The sequence below is a fragment of the Celeribacter sp. SCSIO 80788 genome (assembly GCF_051054295.1).
Classification (GTDB): Bacteria; Pseudomonadota; Alphaproteobacteria; order Rhodobacterales; family Rhodobacteraceae; genus Celeribacter.
The window spans coordinates 253,849-273,867 of the sequence record NZ_CP150482.1 but is presented as its reverse complement, the minus strand read 5'-3'; the positions used below and the strand labels follow the sequence as shown (position 1 = coordinate 273,867).

Genomic DNA, 20,019 nt, shown 5'->3' with positions numbered 1-20,019 from the left:
CGGGGCGGGATACACTCGCCCCGGTCATTCATCTGAGGCTTAAAGCCCCTGCCCCGGTTTCACGTCCTTCATCTCGAAAGAGTCTTCCGGTTTGCGATACATCTGGTGCAGCACGTTCTGGCGTTTCACGTCCGAGCGGTGGCGCAGCGTCAGGGTGATCGCACCGATCATCGAGACCAGAAGCACAAGCCCCGCGAGCTGGAACAGCATCAGATACTGGTCGTACATCACCATGCCGATGGCCTGGGTGTTGTGGATCTCGACCGCATCCGGCGTCACCGTGCGGCGCAGCGCCTCGGCGCCCGGCGCGCTGTGCCATTCGCCGAAGGCGAGGAACAGTTGCAGGATCAGCACCACACCGATCAACAGACCGAAGGGCAGGTATTTCGCCGCTCCCGCCTTGAGTGCCGCGAAATCGACATCGAGCATCATGACGACGAAGAGGAAGAGCACCATCACCGCGCCGACATAGACGATGATCAGCAGCATCGCGACGAATTCCGCCCCCAGAAGGACGAAAAGCCCCGCCGCGGAGAGGAAGGTGAGAATGAGCCAGAGCACAGAGTGCACCGGGTTTTTCGAGACCACGGTAAAGGCCCCGGCCACCAGCATCAGGATGGCGAAACAATAGAATGCGAAATCCGCGACAGTCATTCACTGTCCTCCTGCGTCTCGGAGAAGACGGCCTGCGCCAACTCCAGTGCTTTTGACATCGCCGGAACACCGCCCAGCATTGACATTTGATAGATCACTTCCGCGATCTCTTTTTGTGTGGCCCCCGCCTCGAGCGCGTGGCGGACGGTCAGTTTGAACGGCACCTCGGCCTGTGCACCCTGCGCGGTCAGACCGGCGAGGATCACCAGAAGGCGCGTCTTGCTGTCGAGCCCGTCCTTGTTGAACGTGTTGCCCCAGAGCATTTCCATCTGCTCTTTCCCCATGGTCGGGAACAGCTTGTCGAAGGCGGGCACCTGGAAATTTTCCAGCGCCGGATTGAACGCAGAGGCCATTTTCTGGCTCTGCGCGATCATCTCTCCGAACATTTTGGCAAAATCGTTCAACGGGTGGGTTCCTTAGCGGTCCGGTTTTAACGGTACGGGGCGTCCAGTTCGAGGTTGCGGGCGATCTCCGCCTCCCAGCGCGCGCCGTTCTCAAGGAGTTTTTCCTTGTCGTAGAACAGTTCCTCACGCGTCTCGGTGGAGAATTCGAAGTTCGGGCCTTCGACGATGGCGTCCACCGGGCAGGCTTCCTGACAGAAGCCGCAGTAGATGCATTTCGTCATGTCGATGTCATAGCGCGTGGTGCGGCGCGAGCCGTCTTCACGCGGTTCGGCATCAATGGTGATGGCCTGCGCCGGGCAGATCGCTTCGCAAAGCTTACAGGCAATGCAGCGTTCCTCGCCGTTCGGGTAACGGCGCAGCGCGTGCTCGCCCCGGAAACGCGGGCTGAGCGGGCCTTTTTCGTGCGGGTAGTTGATCGTCGCCTTGGGCGCGAAGAAATACCGCAGACCGATTTTGAAGCCGGCCCAGATGTCCATCATCAGGAAATACTTGGCGGCGCGGGTGTAATCGAGAGCCATGGATCAGCCTCCAATCGTCCAGCGCGCCCAGAACGCGCCGAAGACTTCGTATTTGGCAAGGAACGCTACCAGAACGACCCAGCCCAGAGACAGCGGCAGGAAGACTTTCCAACCGATGCGCATCAACTGGTCGTAGCGGTAGCGCGGCACGATGGCTTTCACCATCGAGAAGATGAAGAAGAAGAACAGCATCTTGCCGACGAGCCACAGGATGCCATCCGGCAGGAATTCAACCGGGGAGTTCCAGCCGCCGAAGAACAGAAGCGAGATCAGCGCGCACATCAGCACCACGGCCATCAACTCGCCCATCATGAAGAGAAGGAACGGCGTGGAGGAGTATTCCACCTGATAACCGGCAACGAGTTCCGATTCCGCTTCCGGCAAATCGAACGGCGGGCGGTTGGTTTCCGCCAGAGCCGAGACGAAGAACAGGAAGACCATCGGGAAATGCGGCAGCCAGTACCACGAGAAGATCCCTGCCCCGTCCTGCGCCGCAACGATGTCGCCGAAGTTCATCGAGCCGGTGGAGATGATCACACCGATGATGATCAGGCCGATCGAGACCTCGTAGGAGATCATCTGAGCCGCCGAGCGCAGCGAGCCCAAGAACGGGTATTTCGAGTTCGACGCCCAGCCGCCCATGATCACGCCGTACACTTCGAGCGAAGAGATCGCGAAGATGTAGAGGATCGCGACGTTGATGTCGGAGATCACCCAGCCGTCGTTCCACGGGATCACCGCCCAGGCGATGGCCGCCGTGATGAAGGTGATCATCGGTGCGAGGTAGAAGACGAACTTGTCCGCCCCTGCCGGTACGACCACCTCTTTCACGAGGTATTTGATGAAGTCCGCAAAGGACTGCAACAGGCCGAAGATGCCCACGATGTTGGGACCTTTGCGCATCTGGACAGCCGCCCAGATTTTCCGGTCGCCATACATCAAAAAGGCGAGCGCCACGAAGAGCGGCACGAGGACCAGCAAAATCTGCCCAAGGGTGAGCAGGAAGATCCCCAGATTTGTTGTCGTGAAATATTCGACCATTGTCGTCCTAGCCTTTCACACCGTCGGTATTCCGTTGTCCCGGCAGTTTGCAACGACGACTTCGGCGTCGAGCTTGCGCAAACCGTCGGGGAGCGCTGGCGAGATGGTGTAAACAGCATCTGCCCGCCAAACTCCACCCTCATGTGCGACATTTGTGCGCACATGACGCGCAAATCCGAAACCCCGGATCAACGCGTATTGCGCGGCGGCACAATCTGCATAGGCCACCACGCTGTCTTTTGCCCCATCTCCTTGTGCGGAGACGATAAAATCCACCAGATCGCCGTCGAGAAGACGGGTCTCCACACCGAGAAACTCGGTCGCTTGCGCCGCGCGCGATACGTCCGGCACCGGGGCCGCGCAACAAGTCTTGTCGCACGCGGACAATCCCAGCAGCATCAGCCCGAAACCGGCCATATGTGCGGCGCGAAGCGCCATTACTCGGCCGCCACCGGCGTCTCGGCGCGCGCTTTGGCCATGGCGGACAGCTCCGCCATCAGCACGGAGGCGCGTGCGATCGGGTTGGTGAGGTAGAAATCCTTCACCCCGTTGCGGAAGGTGGCCTTCCCGAGAGATTTCTCCGGCAGGGCGACAACCGCATTTTCCGGCACCGTGTCGATCATCGCGAGATGCGGCACGTCCTTGATCAGCGCGTTGCGCAGCTGCGCCAGCGAATCGTAGGGCAGCGTCGCACCGAGCTCGGCGGACAGCGCCCGCAGAATCGCCCAGTTCTCTTTCGCCTCACCCGGCGGGAAGGCGGCGCGGAGCGCAAGCTGCGGACGGCCTTCGAGGTTCACGAAGAGACCGTTTTCTTCGGTATAGGCGGCACCCGGCAGAATCACGTCGGCGCGGTGGGCCCCGAGATCGCCATGCGAGCCCTGATAGATCACGAACGGACCGGCGGCGATTTCGACCTCATCGGCACCGAGGTTGTAGATCACCTCTGCCCCGTTGGTGGCCGCGTCCAACCCGCCTTCGGTCACGGCGTTCACATCCATCGCGCCCACGCGGGAAGCGGCGGTGTGCAGCACCATGAGTTTCGACCCGGTGGCTTCGCAGAGTTTCTGCGCCGTGGCCAGAACCGCTTCGCCATCGGCCTCGTTGATCGCGCCTGCGCCCACGATGACGAGGGACGGCTGATCGAGCACGTCGCCATACGCATGACCCAGAAGGCTTTCGAGCGCCGCACGGTCGGTGCCGACATGGGCGTAATCGTAGGTCAGATCGACGGGCTGGCCGACGAGACCGACCTTGGCACCTTTCGCCCAGGCCTTGCGGATGCGCGCGTTCAGCACCGGCGCTTCGTCGCGCGGGTTGGTGCCGATCAACTGAATGTATTTCGCATCGTCGATATCGGCGATGGTCGCGGTCCCGGCGTAAACGCCACGGTTGCCAGCCGGCAGCTTCGCGCCATCGACGCGGGCCTCGATATTACCGCCCAGACCTTCGACCAGACCTTTGAGCGCATAGATTGCCTCGACCGGAGCCAGATCGCCGACGAGCGCGGCGACCTTCTTGCCCTTCATAGCCGCAGAAGCAACGGAGAGCGCCTCGGCCCAAGTGGCCTTGGTCAGCTTGCCGTTCTTGCGGATGTAGGGCGTGTCGATGCGCTGGCGTTTCAGACCGTCCCAGATGAAGCGGGTCTTGTCGGAAATCCACTCCTCGTTCACGTCGTCATGGTTGCGCGGCAGAATGCGCATCACTTCGCGGCCTTTGGTGTCGACGCGGATGTTCGAGCCGAGCGCGTCCATCACGTCGATGGTTTCGGTCTTGGTCAGTTCCCACGGACGGGCAGTAAACGCATAGGGTTTGGAGGTCAGCGCGCCAACCGGACACAGATCGATAATGTTGCCCTGAAGGTTCGAGGCCAGCGTTTCGTTGAGATAGCTGGTGATCTCGCTGTCTTCGCCACGGCCGGTTTGACCCATCTGGGTGATGCCCGCGACCTCGGTCGTGAAGCGCACGCAGCGGGTGCAGGAGATGCAGCGCGTCATCGTGGTCGCGACGAGCGGGCCGAGGTTCAGATCCTCGGAGGCACGCTTCGGTTCACGGAAGCGGGAGAAATCCACGCCGTAAGCCATCGCCTGATCCTGAAGGTCGCATTCGCCGCCCTGGTCGCAGATCGGGCAATCGAGCGGGTGGTTGATCAGGAGGAATTCCATCACACCCTCACGGGCCTTCTTGACCATCGGCGAATTGGTTTTCACCACCGGCGGCGCGCCTTCCGGCCCCGGGCGCAGGTCACGCACCTGCATGGCGCAAGACGCCGCCGGTTTCGGCGGGCCGCCCACGACCTCGACCAGACACATGCGGCAGTTGCCCGCAATGGAGAGCCGTTCGTGATAGCAGAACCGCGGCACTTCGATCCCGGCCACTTCACAGGCCTGAAGGATCGTCATGGCCGGGTCAACTTCGACCTCGGTCCCGTCAATGATGATTTTGCGCGTATCTGCCATGGTCACATCACCTGTTCTTCATCAGCTTGCCGAGCGGGGTCCGCTTTGCAATCTGCGCTTTGCCGAAGGCGCACATCGCCTCCGTGTCTCGTTTCTCAATGCCCTGAGCGGCAAAGAAGCTTGTCGATTCATCCGCCAGAACCGCCAGAAAGGCCGGGTCCTGAAGGGTTTGAATGTCGTCCGCGCCATAGCCCTTGGCGACGATCGTCTCCATCATGGCCTGCGCCTGTTTGTTGACCTGCGCGGGGCGCGCGGCCAGTTTCGGACAAATGGTCGTCAGTTCCGTGACAATCATATTGTCCACCAGAGGACCGCGAATGTCCGGGTCCTCCGTGATTGCCATCTGCGCCAGAGCCGGAACGGCCAAAAACGCAATCAGCGTCGAATATGCAAGACACCGGATCATTTCGTGCTCCTTAGGAAAGACCCGATCAGCGTACCCTTGGCGATCTCCGATTCCCCGAAGCCGCAAAGCCCCTGCGGCGTTTTCGGATCGAAGCCCGCGCGACGCACATAGTCCTCGCCCAGACGGCGAATACGGGCTTCCTCGTCGTCGCTTTCGACATAGGTACGGATTTCGTCATCCGAGTAGCCCATCGAGGATGCCTTGTTCTTCAGCCCCCAGAGGAAGGTCAGGCCCTTGAGCTTACGCGCCTCGATGGTCGGACATTCATCCGCCACCTCGACGGCCAGACCGGCCCAGAGCATATTCTGGTCGATCTCTTTGACCTCCCGTAAAGGCGGCAATTCCGCCGCCGCGGCAGCGCCCGCTGTGAGGGCAAGAGCAAGAGTGAGATGTTTGAGCTGTGTCATGGGTTACTCCGCAGCAATCGGGCGACAGCTTTTCTCGCGGAAAAGCGTGGCCTCTTTGATGAACGACCAGCCAAAGGCCTGATCGCTGTCCCCATGTTCTTGCTTGTAGGCGAGGCGTTCCATCGCCTCTGCCAGCGTGGGCTTGTGCCCTTCCTCGACGAACCACATCACGAAATGCTGGTCGGCCATCAGCTCGAACCACTCCGCGCGGCGGTCGTAAAATTGTTTGTGCACCGTGTTGAAGACGAAATGCTCAAGGCTTTGCACGTCTTCCCAGACGGTGAGATTTGCGACGAATTGCGGATCGTCGCCGATGTTGTTTTCGGTATTGCCTGTTCCCGGCTCGCCCGAACCTTCCATCATCCAGACGAATCCCGGCATGCGTTTGCCCATGCCGTTGATCCGGTCCAGCGCGCCCATGAACTCGGCCACGCGCGGATCGTCCGTCGGCGCGACAAGGCGTCCGATGTTCAGCTCCGCGAGATATGTGCCGACAGGTTGCATCAGCGTGCCGGTCCTTCCACCAAAGTTGCGCCCAGAGGCGTCATCTGTTTCATTTCGTCCCGCGCCGCCGCGCAAAACGCTTTGTCATCCGCCGCGCCGTGCTGCGCCACAAAGCCCGAACGGGCATTTTCAAGCCGCTGCGCGTTCATCGCCGGATCGGAGAGCGGCAGGCGTTCGACACGCGACGACAGGAGATTGTGCACCTGTGTGCTGATCTCGATCCGATCACAGCTCTCCGCGATGTCCTTCGACAGCAACAGCATCCCCGTCAGCTCGTCCTTGCCCATATCGCGAAACGCCGCCCGGGCGACCGTCATCCGGTCGTCGGACATGCCCCGCATAGCCTGATTGGCCTCGTCCACCTGACAGGCGGACAAAAGCGTGATCGGCAATATGGCGAGGGCGGGTTTCATAAGCTCGACTTACTCCGCCGCAAAGGCCGCCGTCACGCGACCGGTTTTCTTGGCTTTGATGCGGTCTTCGATCTCGCCACGGAAGTGACGGATCAGGCCCTGAATCGGCCAGGCCGCCGCATCGCCAAGCGCACAGATGGTGTGGCCTTCAACCTGTTTGGTGACGTCCAGAAGCATGTCGATCTCTTCGATCTCCGCATCGCCCGTGACCAGACGGTCCATCACGCGGCTCATCCAGCCGGTGCCTTCACGGCACGGCGTGCACTGACCGCAGCTCTCGTGCTTGAAGAAGGCCGACAGGCGCCACACGGCTTTGACGACGTCAACGGAATTGTCCATCACGATCATACAGCCGGTGCCGAAGGAGGATTTGTTTTCGCGCATCCAGTCGAAGTCGAAAATCGCGTCTTCCAGCGCCTCTTTCGGCAGCACCGGGCAAGATGCGCCGCCCGGAATGATGGCTTTCAGGTTGTCCCAGCCGCCGCGAATGCCGCCGCCGTGTTTCTCGATGATCTCGCGCACGGACATCGACATCTCTTCCTCGAACACGCAGGGCGTGTTGACGTGACCGGTCAGCGCCATGAGCTTGGTGCCCGCGTTGTTCGGACGCCCGAAGGAGGAGAACCACTCCGCGCCACGACGAATGATCGTCGGCACAACGGCGATGGATTCGACGTTGTTCACCGTGGTCGGGCAGCCATAAAGACCCGCGCCCGCCGGGAACGGCGGTTTCATCCGCGGCATGCCTTTTTTGCCTTCGAGAGACTCGATGAGCGCGGTTTCCTCGCCACAGATATAGGCCCCTGCCCCGTGGTGCAGGTAGACATCGAAATTGTAACCGGATTTGCAGGCGTTCTTGCCGATCAGACCGGCATCGTAAGCCTCGTCGATCGCGGCCTGAAGCGCCTCTTTCTCGCGGATATATTCGCCACGAATGTAGATATAGGCCGCCACCGCGCCCATGGCGAACCCGGCAATCAGCGCCCCTTCGACCAGCGTGTGTGGGTCGTGGCGCATAATCTCGCGGTCCTTGCAGGTCGCGGGCTCGGATTCGTCGGCGTTGATCACCAGATAGGACGGACGCCCGTCGCTTTCCTTCGGCATGAAGGACCATTTGAGACCGGTCGGGAAACCCGCCCCGCCGCGGCCACGCAGGCCCGAGGCCTTGACCTGATCGATGATCCAGTCGCGCCCGTTGGCGAGAATGCCCGCCGTACCGTCCCAATGGCCACGCGCCATGGCACCTTTGAGGCTACGGTCATTCATCCCGTAGAGGTTGGTAAAGATCCGATCCTGATCCTTGAGCATCGCTCTTGTCCCTTCAGTCCTGCTGACGCGCAGCGCGCCAGATCTGATAAATCACCACGAAGGCCCACACGAAAGCGGCCAGCGCCATGAGGTCGAGCAGGAACGCGTAACGCACAGGCATTCCGAGTTTCCCGCCCAGCCACTGGGCCCCGAGCCAGATCGACATCGTCAAAGCGATCACCAGCGCGACCGTTCGCGCCTTTTTCGCCAGATGTCGGTCCTTGTCGGGAACCATTGTCTTCACTCCTCAGTACACGTCGCCATCCTTGACGCGTTTCGAGAATTCCGTTTCTTCGCCCTCAGAGAGAGCTTTTGCCTGACCGACCCAGTCGTCCCGGGTCACCCGGCCTTTGAACCCTTGCAGGTTCTCATCCATCCAGGCCACTTCCGCCGCAGACCATCCGGCGATCTGACCGAAGTGGTAGACCCCCATGGAGTGCAGGAGCACCTCAAGTTTCGGTCCCACGCCCTTGATCTGTTTCAGATCGTCGGCCCCACCCTCGAGCGGCGCCTTGAGCAGCGTCGGCTTTGCCGTCTCCTCCTCAGGCTCCTCTGCGACCGGATCGGCCGCCGGGGCCGCCGCTGCCGCAGCCGAACGCACTTCCCGCGTATCGGCGGCATGCGGCTCCGGCGCGATTTCCTCGGCCACCGAGATCGGCTCGTCCCCGATGGAGGCCGTCGCCATGAGGCCTTCTGCGCTCACGTCGGCCTCGGGATGGCCCTCGACCGGCGTGGTCTCTTCTTCGTGCCAGCCGATCCACAACAGGATCGCCACAAGAAAGGTCACCAGAACACCGACGATGATCGCTGCGGTGGTCGCATAACCTGCGATCCACAACAGGGCCAGGAAGGCCAAGACGCCACAGATGGCTGAAATCAGCCAGATCTTGGGTGTTTTGGTCGTCGCCTCGCTCATCCGTGTCCTCCTTCAGCGGGCCCCGTCAGGGCGCTGTGTTTCAGTACTTCGCACGTTTGGAGAATTCGGTTTCCCCACCCGCCGCGAGAATTTTCGCCTGTTCGATCCAGCCGTCGCGTTCGATCCGGCCCTTGAATTTCAAGCGGCTGTCGACCCATGCGATCTCCGCCGGGGTCCAGTTCGCGACCTGATCGAAGTGGTAGAAACCCAGCTCGTTGAGCGTCTCTTCGAGCTTCGGCCCGACGCCCTTGAGTTTCTTGAGGTCATCCGCCCCCCCCTCGCGCGCCGCGGTGAGCAGTTCCGGCTGTTTCTCTTCCACGGCCTCGGCAACCGGTTCCGCTTTCGCAGCTTCCGGTTTCTTCTCCACAGCCTTCTCTGCGGCCTGCTGCACGGCAGATTTTGCTTGAGCCGGGGCTTTCGGCACGGAGCCATGGCCCGCGCCTTTGGAAATCCACGGCGTCAGAAGCGGCACTTCGGTGCCGTCGATGCGTTTGATGGTGTCGCCGATGTCGACGGCGCGCTGCACGGAACCGTTATATTGCGCGCCAGTGCCGACATATTCGGCCAGAACATTCGGGCCACCCGCCGCTTCGGACGAATACCGACCGCTCTGCGAGCCCGGCAGCGGCACATTGCCCGCTTCCATCTGGTCGAGCAGCTTCTCGAAATTCTCGGCGGTCAGGTCTTCGTAATAGTCCTTGCCGATCTGGGCCATCGGCGCGTTGGCGCAGGCGCCAAGGCATTCGACCTCTTCCCAGCTGAACTTGCCGTCGGCAGACAGCGTGTGCGGCTTCGCGGCGATGCGGCGTTTGCAGACCTCGATGATGTCGCCCGAGCCGCAGATCATGCAGGTCGTGGTGCCACAAACCTGAATATGGGCCACGGAACCAACCGGTTGCAGTTGGAACATGAAGTAGAAGGTCGCCACTTCGAGCGCCCGGATATAGGGCATGCCCAGCATATCCGCGACATATTCGATCGCGGGTTTGGTGAGCCAGCCCTGCTGTTCCTGCGCGCGCCACAACAGCGGAATGATCGCGGATTGCGCGCGGCCTTCCGGGTATTTGGCGATCTGCCCCTCGGCCCAGGCGAGGTTCGCCGGGGTGTATTCGAAAGAGGCGGGTTGTTCAGAATAAAGACGGCGCAGCATTAGCGGTCGACCTCCCCGAAAACGATGTCCATGGTGGCGATGATGGCGGACACATCCGCGAGCTGGTGGCCCTTGGCCATGTGGTCCATCGCCTGCAAGTGAAGGTAACCCGGCGCGCGGAGTTTCGCGCGGTAGGGTTTGTTCGTCCCGTCGGAAACGAGGAACACGCCGAACTCGCCCTTCGGCGCCTCGACGGCGGCGTAAACCTCGCCCTGCGGCAGTTTGAACCCTTCGGTGTAGAGTTTGAAGTGATGGATGAGCGCCTCCATGGAGGTTTTCATATCACTGCGTTTCGGCGGGGTGAGCTTGCCACGGGCCAGCACATCGCCTTGGTTTTCCGGCATCCGCAGCATGGCGCAGGCCTGTTTGATGATCTTGGTCGACTCGGCCATTTCCAGCATGCGGCACATGTAGCGGTCGTAGCAGTCGCCGCTGGTGCCCACTGGGATCTGGAAGTCGAATTCGTTGTAGCACTCATAGGGCTGGCTGCGACGCAGGTCCCAGGCGAGGCCGGAACCGCGCACCATCACGCCGGAGAAGCCCCAGTCGAGCACTTCTTCTTCGTTGACCACGCCGATGTCGACGGTCCGCTGTTTGAAGATGCGGTTGTCGGACAGCAGGTAGTGAATGTCGTCGAGCACTTTCGGGAAATGATCAGCCCAAGCTTCGATGTCGTCGATCAACTCCGGCGGCAGGTCCTGATGGACGCCACCCGGGCGGAAATAGGCGGAGTGCAGACGCGCACCACAAGCCCGTTCGTAGAAGATCATGAGCTTTTCACGCTCTTCGAAGCCCCAGAGCGGCGGCGTCAACGCGCCGACGTCCATCGCACCCGTGGTGGTGTTCAGCAGGTGGTTCAGCACCCGGCCGATCTCGGAATAGAGCACGCGGATCAGGGAGGCGCGACGCGGAATCTCGACGCCTGCCAGACGTTCGATCGCCAGACACCAAGCATGCTCCTGGTTCATCGGCGCCACGTAATCGAGACGGTCGAGATAGGGCAGGTTCTGGAGATAGGTCCGGTTCTCCATCAGCTTTTCGGTGCCGCGGTGCAACAGCCCGATATGCGGGTCGGCACGTTCCACGATCTCACCGTCCAGCTCCAGAACCATCCGCAACACACCGTGGGCCGCAGGGTGCTGAGGCCCGAAGTTGATGTTGAAGTTCCGGATCTTCTGTTCGGTGTCGGTCGCGTCGTGCGAACCGTCATCGTAGGTGTTTTGCCGGATATCGACGTCCATTCTCAGATCCTCGCCATATTCGCCTGCCACCGCGCGGGCAGCGGGCCAAAGCTCTTTTCCACATAGGCATATTGCGGGGCAAGAAATTGCGCCGCCTCATGCCGCTGCTTGTCGGTTAGTTTCAGATGCACACCTTCATGCGCATGCGGTTCTTCGTCCACGGGCTTCTCGGAAATCCCGAGGAAGGCGCACAGGCTCGAAAGCCCCTCGCCCGAAAGCACATCCTCGGTGAACCCGACGAAAAGCTTGTCCTCGGGCACCGCCCGTTTGAGTTTCTCCACGATCCCGGCATAGTCGCCGCGTTCGGGGATATGGGTTTCCATGCCCTTTTTCATCGTGCGGTTCATGATCCGCCGGGCCTTGAGCGCGACCTCTTCGCCGGGCTGACGCTGACGTGTCGCCTGCATCCGCACATGCGACCAAAGACGGTCCACCGGGTCGCGCATCAGGAAGACAAACCGCACGTCGGGGGCCATATGCGCCATCTCGCGCAGCCGCTCTTCGGTCAAAAGACCGTAACCCGGCGTGATGTCGCCCGCGATTTTCTTGTCCCCGATCCCGTCCAGCAGGTAGAACAGGTAATCCGACACGCCTTCGCGCCCCAGTTTGAGGATACGCACGATCTCGTCCACATCCATGATCTGGCGTTCCAGATTGCCGACCTTCCAGAGATTGGCATTCTTGCGCGCGATGTCCTGACGCCCGACCAGATCGGCGCGCAGACGGGCGTAAACGTCGAGCTGGTGCTCGTAATCTTCGAAATCCACCGTATCGAAATAGTGGATCTCTTTGATCGAGCGCATGTGGCAATCCGGATGATCGTGCAAATAGCGATAAAGCGAGCTGGTGCCCGCTTTCGTCGCGCCGACGCAGATCATGATGGCCGGATTGCCGTTCAAACCTCAGGCCCCCTTCTCGTCGCCGGGAAGGATGTACTTCGCGCCTTCCCACGGGGAAAGGTTGTCGAACTGGCGGTATTCCTGAACGAGGCTCACCGGTTCGTAGACGACGCGTTTCAGCTCTTCGTCATAGCGCACTTCGGTATAGCCCGTGGCCGGGAAGTCCTTGCGCAGCGGATGACCGCGGAACCCGTAATCGGTCAGCAGACGACGCAGATCCGGGTGGCCGGAGAAGATGATGCCGAACATGTCGAAGGTTTCACGCTCGAACCAACCGGCCGACGGGTGCACGGAAATGATCGAGGGGATCGTCTCTTCTTCGCGCAGCGCAGCGATCACACGGATGCGGTGGTTCTGGTACATCGACAGGAAGTGATAGACCACGTCGAACCGCTGTTCGCGCTCCGGGTGATCGACCGCCGTGATGTCCACCAGCGAGGAGAATTTGCAGGTGCCGTCGGTTTTCAGGAAATCGACGAAATCCACGATCCCGGCGGCGGTCACGGTGACGTTCAGCTCGCCAAAGGCCACTTCCGTTTTCAGCACGTCGTCCGGACGTTTCAGCTCGATATGCGCACCGAGTTCCTTGAGGGCTTCTTCGCTCATCAGATCTCTCCTTAGCGGGCAATCGTGCCGGTGCGGCGGATTTTGCGCTGCAATTGCAGCAACCCGTACATCAGCGCTTCTGCGGTCGGCGGGCAGCCGGGGACATAGACGTCCACAGGCACGATGCGGTCGCAACCGCGCACGACGGAATAGCTGTAGTGGTAATAGCCGCCGCCATTGGCGCAGGAGCCCATGGAGATCACATAACGCGGCTCCGGCATCTGGTCATAGACCTTGCGCAGAGCGGGGGCCATTTTGTTGGTCAGCGTGCCTGCGACGATCATCAGGTCGGACTGGCGCGGGGAGGCGCGCGGCGCGGTGCCGTAGCGTTCGAGGTCGTAACGCGGCATCGACGTCTGCATCATCTCGACGGCGCAACAGGCGAGACCGAAGGTCATCCAGTGCAGCGAGCCGGTGCGCGCCCAGTTGATGATGTCCTCCGTCGAGGTCAGCAGGAAGCCTTTGTCCTGCAATTCCTTGTTCAGAGCCTGAGTCGCGACTTCCTTGTCGGCCCCAGCGGTGTTGGCAGAGGTCATCACGCCCATTCCAGCGCCCCTTTCTTCCATTCATAGGCAAAGCCCACGGTCAGCACGCCGAGGAACACCATCATCGACCAGAAGCCCGTCATGCTCAGATCCTTGAACGCGACGGCCCAAGGGAAGAGGAAAGCGATTTCGAGATCGAAAATGATGAACAGGATCGACACGAGGTAGAACCGCACGTCGAATTTCATCCGCGCGTCGTCGAACGCGTTGAACCCGCATTCATAGGCCGACACTTTTTCGGGGTCGGGATTGCGAACGGCGAGGATGAGGGCTGCGAAGATGAACACCAGACCCAGCGCAATGGCGAGGCCGATGAAAATGACGATGGGGAGATATTCCCGAAGCAAGTCTTCCACGAGCGGCTCCTTGGTTTGCGCACTCTCGGGGAGACTCAATTGTCGAGCAACCTCGGGCGCGCTGCTTTGCTAGCTTGCTGTGGTTTAGCCCCCTGCGACAATATGGTCAACCAAACGCGCGGCGAGAAAGCCCAAGGTTTCAAGGGTCGTGACAAGTTTTTTTGCACTCGTGATCACGTTTCGCGGCGCTGCGGCGGATTTCTCCGCATCTCGCGATTCGAGAGTCTTTTTCTTATAATTTTTGTCGGAATTTGCCAAGTTGTATGCATCTGCACACCATTTAAGGTGTATTTGCCAACGCATATCAAAAGATGAATGCTTCCCGAACCTTATCCGGCCGCGTCCTGACGGTGTCCCGGCTTATCCTGCCCGCAAGACTTCGTCCCGGATGATCCGCGACACTATTTCGCAGTCTTCGAGGCTGAAGGTCAGCGGCAGACGCATATCCATGATCGCACGCAGCACACGGTCGCTCTCCGGCAGGCTCTGCGCCTCGCAATAGCGCCAGCTTTCATACCGCGAGGTAAAGGCCACCGGCTCCGGTGCCCCGAACCATTTCAACTCCACGCCGCGCTTGAGACAGGCCGCCACCAGCCCCTCGATCTTGGCGTCCGGCCAGTCCAGCAGCAGGAACTGAATAGAGGAGCCGACGTAATGCTCCGGCTCGAGCCGCTCGATCAACGTGAGCCCCTTCGTGCCCCGCAACCCCGCTTCGACCATCCGGTAGCGCGCGTTCCACTTTTCCACCTGAGCGTCGAGGCTGCGCAGCTGCACCCGCAGGATCGCCGCCCGCAGATGGTCCATCCGGCCCGACACGTTCGGCGTCTCATATTTGATCTTTTCGAACACATCCGGGGCCGGACCGGCCGTATGACGGCCATATAACATGTACGATCCCGACAACATGATCGCTCGTGCGGCAATTTCCTCGTCGTCGGTGATGAGGAAACCGCCCTCCCCCGAGTTGATATGTTTGTAGGTCTGGGTGGAATAGCAGCCGATCACCCCGTGCCGTCCCGACGGCACCCCGGTCCAATGCGCCCCCATCGTATGCGCACAATCCTCAATGACCGCGACCCCTGCCCCGTTGCAGATATACATGAGCGCATCCATATCGACGAGATGCCCGCGCATGTGCGACAGCATCAGGACCTTTGCGCCGGTCTCAGAGATTTTCACCTGAAGATCGTCGAGGTCGATCACCAGCCCCTCGGTCACCCCCACGAACACCGGCTTCGCCCCCACGGAGGCAATCGCACCGGGCACGGGCGCCAGCGTAAACGCGTTGGTCAGAACCGGTTCGCCGGGTTTGACCTCCAGCGCCCGCAGAGCACAGCCAAGCGCATAGCCACCCGAGGCCACGGCAAGCGCATATTTCGCCCCGGTATAGGCTGCGAACTCTTCTTCGAGCAACGCCACCTCGCCTTTCTCCCCGGGAAGCGTGTTATACCGATGCAACCGCCCGGAGCGCATCACCGCCACGGCGGCCTCGATCGCCTCCTCCGGGATCGGCTCCTGCTGAGTGAAATTGCCCTTAAAGACCTCGCCCGTCATCCGATCAGCTCCTTCGTCAACCGCGACAGCTCATTATAATGGGTGAGCAACGCCTCCGGCTCCAGCCGTTTGACCCCGTCCCCATCCGGCCCGAAGGTCACCAGCACAGAGGGCACGCCCACCGCCTTCGCCGTGGCGCGGTCGGTTTCCGTATCGCCCACGAGGAAAGATTGCGCCAGAACGCCGCCCGCCTCTTCGACGGCGGCAATATAAGGCTTCGGATCGGGTTTCGACACACCCACGGTCTTGGCCCCGATCATGGACCCGAACAGATCGCGCACGCCCAGCCGCGTCAGCAGCCGATCCGCCAAATCTTCGGGCTTGTTGGTGCAGACCCCCACCGCATAACCATCGCGACGCAGCGCCTCGACCGCCTCCGCCGCCCCGTCGTAGAGCCGCGTGTGGGTGTCGATATGCTCGGCATACACATCCAGCAGGATCGGATATTGTTCCATCACCTCTGCCTCGCCGAACCCCGGCTTCACCCGAGAGAACCCAAGCGTCAGCATCGCCCGTCCACCGCGAAACGCCGTATGTGCATCGGCCACGGGGTCCAGCACATCGCCATAGCCCAGCCCCCGAAAACAGGCATTCGCCGCCGCGATCAGATCGGCGGAGGTGTCCGCCAGCGTGCCGTCGAGATCGAAAATCACTGTGCGCATGTCTGGTCCCTTTGCGGCCGCGGCAGGTCGTTTTGGGCAAACTCCCGCTGAATGCTGTAATCTGGCGTCAGAATAAGTGAAGCCCCTCTGACCTTCCGGGCCTTGCGGCGCTCCGCGTCATGGGTAAAACGGCAAGGAGACAAAGAAAAGAGCAGATCGGGACGAAAACCATGGCAACAGCCCTCATTCTCTTGGCCGCCGGGCAAGGCACGCGGATGAATTCCGACCTGCCCAAGGTGCTGCACCCGATCGGCAACGCCCCCCTGTTCGCCCATGCGCTGGCCTCGGGCAGCGCTTTGGAACCGGAGCGCACGGTTCTGGTCGTCGGTCATGGCGGCGATCTTGTGGCCACCGAGGCTGCAAAGATCGACGAAGAGATCGTCATCGCCCGTCAGGAAGAGCAACTCGGCACGGCGCATGCGGTTTTGCAGGCGAAAGACGCGCTTGCGGGCTTCGAAGGCGACGCCATCGTTTTGTACGGCGACACCCCCTTCATCTCCGAAGACACGATCCTGCGCATGGCCGAGGCCCGCAAATCCGCAGATGTGGTGGTTCTGGGCTTCGAGGCCGCCGATCCGGCGCGCTACGGGCGTCTGGTGATGGAAGGCGACAGGCTCACCCGCATCGTCGAATACAAAGACGCCACCGAGGCCGAGCGCGCGATCACCTTCTGCAACTCCGGCCTTATCGCCGCCGAGGCCTCCGTGCTGTTCGAGCTTCTGGATCAGGTCGGCAACGACAATGCCGCCGGAGAATACTACCTCCCGGACATCGTTGAAATCGCGTGGAAAACCGGTCGCACGGCAACCGCCGTCGCCTGTGACGAATCCGAGACACTGGGCGTCAACACCCGCACGGAACTCGCCCGCGCCGAAGCGATTTTCCAATCGTCCAAGCGCGCGGAAGCGCTCGACAATGGCGTCACGCTGATGGCCCCCGAAACCGTGTTCTTCTCGCTCGACACCTATATCGGACGCGACACGGTGGTGGAGCCGAACGTGATCTTCGGTCCCGGCGTCACGGTCGAATCCGGCGCACGTCTCAGGGCGTTTTCCCATTTCGAAGGCTGTCACGTCTCGATGGGCGCGACCGTCGGCCCGTTTGCCCGTCTGCGCCCCGGCGCGGAGCTGGCGAACAACGCCCATATCGGCAATTTCGTCGAGGTGAAAAACGCCCTGATCGGCGAAGGCACCAAGGTGAACCACCTGACCTACATCGGCGATGCCGACATCGGCGACGGCACCAATATCGGCGCGGGAACGATCACCTGCAACTATGACGGCGTGTTCAAACACCGCACAGTGGTGGGCCGCAACGCCTTCATCGGATCGAACACCATGCTCGTCGCACCGGTCACCGTGGGCGACGAGGCGATGACCGCATCGGGCTCCGTGATCACCACGAATGTCGAACCCGGCGCTCTGGCCATCGGCCGCGCAAAACAGGTAAACAAACCCATGCTCGCCGTGCGGATGTTCGAAAAGTTAAAGTCTCTCAAAGCTAAAAAGCAAAAAGGGCAGTAAAATGTGTGGTATTGTAGGGATCTTGGGAAATCACGAAGCGGCGCCGATCCTCGTCGAGTCGCTGAAAAAGCTGGAATACCGCGGTTACGACAGTGCCGGGATCGCCACGGTCGTGCAGGGCAAGCTCGACCGGCGCCGCGCGGTCGGCAAGCTCGTGAACCTCTCCGATCTTCTGGTGCATGAACCCTTGGCCGGCAAGACCGGGATCGGTCACATCCGCTGGGCGACCCATGGCGCAGCGACCACCGGCAATGCCCACCCGCATCGCTCCGGCCCCGTCGCCGTGGTGCACAACGGCATCATCGAGAATTACCGCGAACTCCGCGCCGAACTGGCCGAAGCGAATATCCATCCCGAAACCCAGACGGATTCCGAAACCGTCGCGCTGATGACGCGCATGTATATGGATCAGGGGCTGGGACCGCGCGAGGCCGCTGTGGCGACGCTCAAGAAGCTCGACGGGGCCTTTGCCCTGTTGTGGCTCTTCGATGGCGAAGACGATCTGATCATCGCCGCGCGCAAGGGCGCGCCGCTGGCGATCGGCCATGGCAAAGGCGAAATGTTCGCGGGGTCTGACGCCATCGCACTCGCGCCGATGACCGACCGTATCACCTATCTGGAACAAGGCGACTATGCCTTCATCACCCGCGCAGGCGCGGAGATTTTCGACGCCGAGGGGCGGCGCGCGAACCGCGACGAGCAACGCATCGACCTCGGGGCCACCCAGGTGGAAAAAGGCGGCTACAAGCATTTCATGGCCAAGGAAATCGCCGAACAACCGGTGGTTCTTGCTGACGCTTTGCGACATTATCTCAACGATGACGGGTTGAATTTGCCGTCAGAGTTGGACTTTTCGAACATTTCACGTCTGACGCTCGTGGCCTGCGGCACCGCCTTCTACGCCTGTTCGGTGGCGAAATACTGGTTCGAAAGCCTCGCCCGCCTGCCGGTCGAGATCGACGTCGCCTCGGAATTCCGCTACCGCGAACCGCCGCTGCCGACCGACAGCTACGCGATCTTCGTCAGCCAGTCCGGCGAGACCGCCGACACACTGGCTGCCCTGCGCTATTGCGATGAAAAGGTGGCGAAAACCATCGCCGTGGTGAACGTGCCGACCTCCTCCATCGCCCGTGAAAGCGACATTGCCCTGCCGATCCTCGCGGGCGTCGAAGTGGGCGTGGCCTCGACCAAGGCCTTCACCTGCCAGCTTCTGGTGCTCGCGACGCTTGCGCTCAAGGCGGCCCGCGATCGCGGTCACATGAGCGAAGCGGAACTTGCGACGCATATGGAAACCCTGCGCCTCCTGCCCGGGCTTCTCACCCGTGCGCTCGATCTCGACGAGGCGCTGAACATCGTCTCGAACGACCTCTCGGAAGCCCGCGACGTGTTGTTCCTAGGCCGTGGCGCGATGTATCCTCTGGCCCTCGAAGGTGCTTTGAAACTCAAGGAAATCAGTTATATCCACGCCGAAGGCTATGCGTCCGGCGAGTTGAAACACGGCCCCATCGCCCTCATCGACAGCCACACGCCGGTGATCGTCTTCGCCCCGCATGACGCGCTGTTCGACAAGACCGTGTCGAACATGCAGGAGGTCATGGCGCGCGGCGGCAAGGTCCTTCTGGTCTCCGACCGCAAGGGGCTGGACGTCGCCTCCGAGGGCGTCTGGCAGACGGTGCAGATGCCAGAGGTGCCGGATCTCTTCGCCCCGATCCTCTACGCCGTCCCGGCCCAGCTCATCGCCTATCACACGGCGGTGGCGAAGGGCACGGATGTGGACCAGCCCCGCAATCTCGCGAAATCCGTGACGGTGGAATGAGACGATGACCAAAGAAAATGTGATGAACCGGCTCAAAGCCGCCGCTGATGCGCAACGGGCGTCCGATCTGGAAGCTCGCTTCGGAGCGGGTTCCTATTTCGGCGTGCCCCCTCAGGCCCTCGAAGACATGGCGCGCGCGCTGCGTCAGGACATCGCTTTCCCCGAGCGCTTGAGCGTGGCGCAACACCTTTGGGACAGCGGCGTGTTCGACGCCCGTCTCATGGCCGCCAAACTGCTCACGCAGGCGCGGATATCGGACGATGCTGCCGTCTGGACCCAGATTTGCGACTGGCTCGACGCGGCGGAGAACTGGGCCGTGCTCGATGCGCTGGCCAAAGCAGGCAGTCGTCGGCTCATGGCCGATCTGAGCCGGATGGAGCGCGTGGCGCTCTGGGCCGAACAGGACGCGCCTCTGCCCCGACGCGCGGCCCTGTTGCTCACGGAACCGCTGGCCAAGCTCTCACATCCGTCGGAGGCGGAAGCGGCCGCGCTGGACCGGGCCTGCGACTGGCTCCCCGGCTGTCTCGAAGACGGTGAGAAGGACGTCAATCGCGTGGCGGAAAGCTGGCTGCGTGCGCTGTCGAAACATCATTTCAAACGCGCAAAACTGATCCGCACCGCACGCGGTTGAGGTTGGAAT

24 protein-coding genes are annotated in these 20,019 nt (G+C 61.5%); 3 read left to right on the top strand and 21 right to left on the bottom strand.

The window, feature by feature from the left end:
- Nucleotides 1-39: 39 nt before the first annotated feature.
- The 21 genes from V1471_RS01525 to V1471_RS01425 form a co-directional block, all read right to left on the bottom strand.
- Nucleotides 40-654, bottom strand: coding sequence for an NADH-quinone oxidoreductase subunit J (locus tag V1471_RS01525; protein ID WP_066704077.1), 615 nt, complete (start codon nt 652-654; stop codon nt 40-42).
- A complete protein-coding gene (locus V1471_RS01520) occupies nt 651-1,040 on the bottom strand; it encodes a carboxymuconolactone decarboxylase family protein (protein ID WP_081423799.1) in 390 nt (129 codons plus the stop codon). Before V1471_RS01520 ends, V1471_RS01525 begins: the two co-directional genes overlap by 4 nt.
- Nucleotides 1,041-1,084: 44 nt before the next feature.
- Nucleotides 1,085-1,576, bottom strand: a complete 492-nt coding sequence (nuoI, locus tag V1471_RS01515; RefSeq protein WP_226553151.1) for an NADH-quinone oxidoreductase subunit NuoI — start codon at nt 1,574-1,576, stop codon at nt 1,085-1,087.
- 3 nt (nt 1,577-1,579) lie between these two features.
- Nucleotides 1,580-2,617 carry an NADH-quinone oxidoreductase subunit NuoH gene (gene nuoH, locus V1471_RS01510; RefSeq protein ID WP_066704086.1) on the bottom strand — a complete coding sequence of 346 codons (1,038 nt, stop codon included), beginning with the start codon at nt 2,615-2,617 and terminating at the stop codon, nt 1,580-1,582.
- 15 nt (nt 2,618-2,632) lie between these two features.
- Complete coding sequence (locus V1471_RS01505; protein WP_434286512.1) at nt 2,633-3,055, bottom strand: hypothetical protein; 423 nt, start codon at nt 3,053-3,055, stop codon at nt 2,633-2,635.
- Nucleotides 3,055-5,073 carry an NADH-quinone oxidoreductase subunit NuoG gene (nuoG, locus tag V1471_RS01500; RefSeq protein ID WP_434286510.1) on the bottom strand — a complete coding sequence of 673 codons (2,019 nt, stop codon included), beginning with the start codon at nt 5,071-5,073 and terminating at the stop codon, nt 3,055-3,057. Before nuoG ends, V1471_RS01505 begins: the two co-directional genes overlap by 1 nt.
- A 7-nt stretch (nt 5,074-5,080) precedes the next feature.
- Nucleotides 5,081-5,479 (bottom strand): DUF5333 family protein, encoded by a 399-nt coding sequence (locus V1471_RS01495; RefSeq protein WP_434286509.1) that lies wholly within the window; start codon nt 5,477-5,479, stop codon nt 5,081-5,083.
- Nucleotides 5,476-5,886, bottom strand: a complete 411-nt coding sequence (locus V1471_RS01490) for a DUF5333 domain-containing protein (RefSeq protein WP_434286507.1) — start codon at nt 5,884-5,886, stop codon at nt 5,476-5,478. The genes V1471_RS01495 and V1471_RS01490 overlap by 4 nt, the downstream gene beginning before the upstream one ends.
- 3 nt (nt 5,887-5,889) lie before the next feature.
- A complete protein-coding gene (locus tag V1471_RS01485) occupies nt 5,890-6,390 on the bottom strand; it encodes a DUF3291 domain-containing protein (protein ID WP_434286505.1) in 501 nt (166 codons plus the stop codon).
- Entirely contained in the window at nt 6,390-6,803 is a 414-nt protein-coding gene (locus V1471_RS01480; RefSeq protein ID WP_434286504.1) for a hypothetical protein, read from the bottom strand. The genes V1471_RS01485 and V1471_RS01480 overlap by 1 nt, the downstream gene beginning before the upstream one ends.
- A 9-nt stretch (nt 6,804-6,812) precedes the next feature.
- On the bottom strand, nt 6,813-8,111 hold the full coding sequence (nuoF, locus tag V1471_RS01475) for an NADH-quinone oxidoreductase subunit NuoF (RefSeq protein WP_434286503.1): 1,299 nt from the start codon (nt 8,109-8,111) through the stop codon (nt 6,813-6,815).
- 13 nt (nt 8,112-8,124) lie between these two features.
- Nucleotides 8,125-8,346, bottom strand: coding sequence for a DUF5337 domain-containing protein (locus tag V1471_RS01470; RefSeq protein WP_434286501.1), 222 nt, complete (start codon nt 8,344-8,346; stop codon nt 8,125-8,127).
- Nucleotides 8,347-8,358: 12 nt separating this feature from the next.
- A complete protein-coding gene (locus tag V1471_RS01465; RefSeq protein ID WP_434286500.1) occupies nt 8,359-9,027 on the bottom strand; it encodes an NADH:ubiquinone oxidoreductase in 669 nt (222 codons plus the stop codon).
- A gap of 40 nt (nt 9,028-9,067) precedes the next feature.
- Entirely contained in the window at nt 9,068-10,177 is a 1,110-nt protein-coding gene (nuoE, locus tag V1471_RS01460; protein WP_434286499.1) for an NADH-quinone oxidoreductase subunit NuoE, read from the bottom strand.
- Entirely contained in the window at nt 10,177-11,418 is a 1,242-nt protein-coding gene (locus V1471_RS01455; RefSeq protein ID WP_066704111.1) for an NADH-quinone oxidoreductase subunit D, read from the bottom strand. The genes nuoE and V1471_RS01455 overlap by 1 nt, the downstream gene beginning before the upstream one ends.
- Nucleotides 11,419-11,420: 2 nt before the next feature.
- Nucleotides 11,421-12,317 (bottom strand): sulfotransferase, encoded by an 897-nt coding sequence (locus V1471_RS01450; protein WP_434286498.1) that lies wholly within the window; start codon nt 12,315-12,317, stop codon nt 11,421-11,423.
- Between the two features lie 3 nt (nt 12,318-12,320).
- Entirely contained in the window at nt 12,321-12,923 is a 603-nt protein-coding gene (locus V1471_RS01445; RefSeq protein WP_066704121.1) for an NADH-quinone oxidoreductase subunit C, read from the bottom strand.
- A gap of 11 nt (nt 12,924-12,934) precedes the next feature.
- Nucleotides 12,935-13,468: a NuoB/complex I 20 kDa subunit family protein gene (locus V1471_RS01440; RefSeq protein ID WP_434286496.1), complete on the bottom strand. Its 534-nt coding sequence runs from the start codon at nt 13,466-13,468 to the stop codon at nt 12,935-12,937.
- On the bottom strand, nt 13,459-13,824 hold the full coding sequence (locus tag V1471_RS01435) for an NADH-quinone oxidoreductase subunit A (RefSeq protein ID WP_043870546.1): 366 nt from the start codon (nt 13,822-13,824) through the stop codon (nt 13,459-13,461). Before V1471_RS01435 ends, V1471_RS01440 begins: the two co-directional genes overlap by 10 nt.
- Before the next feature lie 360 nt (nt 13,825-14,184).
- Nucleotides 14,185-15,378, bottom strand: a complete 1,194-nt coding sequence (locus tag V1471_RS01430; protein WP_434286495.1) for a DegT/DnrJ/EryC1/StrS family aminotransferase — start codon at nt 15,376-15,378, stop codon at nt 14,185-14,187.
- Nucleotides 15,375-16,040: an HAD-IA family hydrolase gene (locus tag V1471_RS01425; RefSeq protein ID WP_434286494.1), complete on the bottom strand. Its 666-nt coding sequence runs from the start codon at nt 16,038-16,040 to the stop codon at nt 15,375-15,377. Before V1471_RS01425 ends, V1471_RS01430 begins: the two co-directional genes overlap by 4 nt.
- Nucleotides 16,041-16,210: 170 nt before the next feature.
- On the opposite strand from V1471_RS01425, the gene glmU reads away from it, so the two are divergent.
- Genes glmU through V1471_RS01410 form a run of 3 tightly spaced genes read left to right on the top strand, consistent with a single transcriptional unit; the run spans nt 16,211 to nt 20,010 of the window.
- On the top strand, nt 16,211-17,563 hold the full coding sequence (gene glmU, locus V1471_RS01420) for a bifunctional UDP-N-acetylglucosamine diphosphorylase/glucosamine-1-phosphate N-acetyltransferase GlmU (protein ID WP_434286493.1): 1,353 nt from the start codon (nt 16,211-16,213) through the stop codon (nt 17,561-17,563).
- Nucleotide 17,564: 1 nt separating this feature from the next.
- Nucleotides 17,565-19,379 (top strand): glutamine--fructose-6-phosphate transaminase (isomerizing), encoded by a 1,815-nt coding sequence (gene glmS / locus V1471_RS01415; RefSeq protein ID WP_434286492.1) that lies wholly within the window; start codon nt 17,565-17,567, stop codon nt 19,377-19,379.
- Between the two features lie 4 nt (nt 19,380-19,383).
- The gene (locus V1471_RS01410; RefSeq protein ID WP_434286490.1) at nt 19,384-20,010 is read left to right on the top strand and encodes a DNA alkylation repair protein; all 627 of its coding nucleotides are present in this window, start codon (nt 19,384-19,386) and stop codon (nt 20,008-20,010) included.
- Nucleotides 20,011-20,019 lie beyond the last annotated feature (9 nt).

Excerpts from the sequence above, each read along its gene's own strand:
- V1471_RS01525 (WP_066704077.1), bottom strand. The coding sequence starts at position 654 with ATGACTGTCGCGGATTTCGCATTCTATTGTTTCGCCATCCTGATGCTG.
- V1471_RS01520 (WP_081423799.1), bottom strand. The coding sequence starts at position 1,040 with ATGTTCGGAGAGATGATCGCGCAGAGCCAGAAAATGGCCTCTGCGTTC.
- nuoI (WP_226553151.1), bottom strand. The coding sequence starts at position 1,576 with ATGGCTCTCGATTACACCCGCGCCGCCAAGTATTTCCTGATGATGGAC.
- nuoH (WP_066704086.1), bottom strand. The coding sequence starts at position 2,617 with ATGGTCGAATATTTCACGACAACAAATCTGGGGATCTTCCTGCTCACC.
- V1471_RS01505 (WP_434286512.1), bottom strand. The coding sequence starts at position 3,055 with ATGGCGCTTCGCGCCGCACATATGGCCGGTTTCGGGCTGATGCTGCTG.
- nuoG (WP_434286510.1), bottom strand. The coding sequence starts at position 5,073 with ATGGCAGATACGCGCAAAATCATCATTGACGGGACCGAGGTCGAAGTT.
- V1471_RS01495 (WP_434286509.1), bottom strand. The coding sequence starts at position 5,479 with ATGATCCGGTGTCTTGCATATTCGACGCTGATTGCGTTTTTGGCCGTT.
- V1471_RS01490 (WP_434286507.1), bottom strand. The coding sequence starts at position 5,886 with ATGACACAGCTCAAACATCTCACTCTTGCTCTTGCCCTCACAGCGGGC.
- V1471_RS01485 (WP_434286505.1), bottom strand. The coding sequence starts at position 6,390 with ATGCAACCTGTCGGCACATATCTCGCGGAGCTGAACATCGGACGCCTT.
- V1471_RS01480 (WP_434286504.1), bottom strand. The coding sequence starts at position 6,803 with ATGAAACCCGCCCTCGCCATATTGCCGATCACGCTTTTGTCCGCCTGT.
- nuoF (WP_434286503.1), bottom strand. The coding sequence starts at position 8,111 with ATGCTCAAGGATCAGGATCGGATCTTTACCAACCTCTACGGGATGAAT.
- V1471_RS01470 (WP_434286501.1), bottom strand. The coding sequence starts at position 8,346 with ATGGTTCCCGACAAGGACCGACATCTGGCGAAAAAGGCGCGAACGGTC.
- V1471_RS01465 (WP_434286500.1), bottom strand. The coding sequence starts at position 9,027 with ATGAGCGAGGCGACGACCAAAACACCCAAGATCTGGCTGATTTCAGCC.
- nuoE (WP_434286499.1), bottom strand. The coding sequence starts at position 10,177 with ATGCTGCGCCGTCTTTATTCTGAACAACCCGCCTCTTTCGAATACACC.
- V1471_RS01455 (WP_066704111.1), bottom strand. The coding sequence starts at position 11,418 with ATGGACGTCGATATCCGGCAAAACACCTACGATGACGGTTCGCACGAC.
- V1471_RS01445 (WP_066704121.1), bottom strand. The coding sequence starts at position 12,923 with ATGAGCGAAGAAGCCCTCAAGGAACTCGGTGCGCATATCGAGCTGAAA.
- V1471_RS01440 (WP_434286496.1), bottom strand. The coding sequence starts at position 13,468 with ATGGGCGTGATGACCTCTGCCAACACCGCTGGGGCCGACAAGGAAGTC.
- V1471_RS01430 (WP_434286495.1), bottom strand. The coding sequence starts at position 15,378 with ATGACGGGCGAGGTCTTTAAGGGCAATTTCACTCAGCAGGAGCCGATC.
- V1471_RS01425 (WP_434286494.1), bottom strand. The coding sequence starts at position 16,040 with ATGCGCACAGTGATTTTCGATCTCGACGGCACGCTGGCGGACACCTCC.
- glmU (WP_434286493.1), top strand. The coding sequence starts at position 16,211 with ATGGCAACAGCCCTCATTCTCTTGGCCGCCGGGCAAGGCACGCGGATG.
- glmS (WP_434286492.1), top strand. The coding sequence starts at position 17,565 with ATGTGTGGTATTGTAGGGATCTTGGGAAATCACGAAGCGGCGCCGATC.
- V1471_RS01410 (WP_434286490.1), top strand. The coding sequence starts at position 19,384 with ATGACCAAAGAAAATGTGATGAACCGGCTCAAAGCCGCCGCTGATGCG.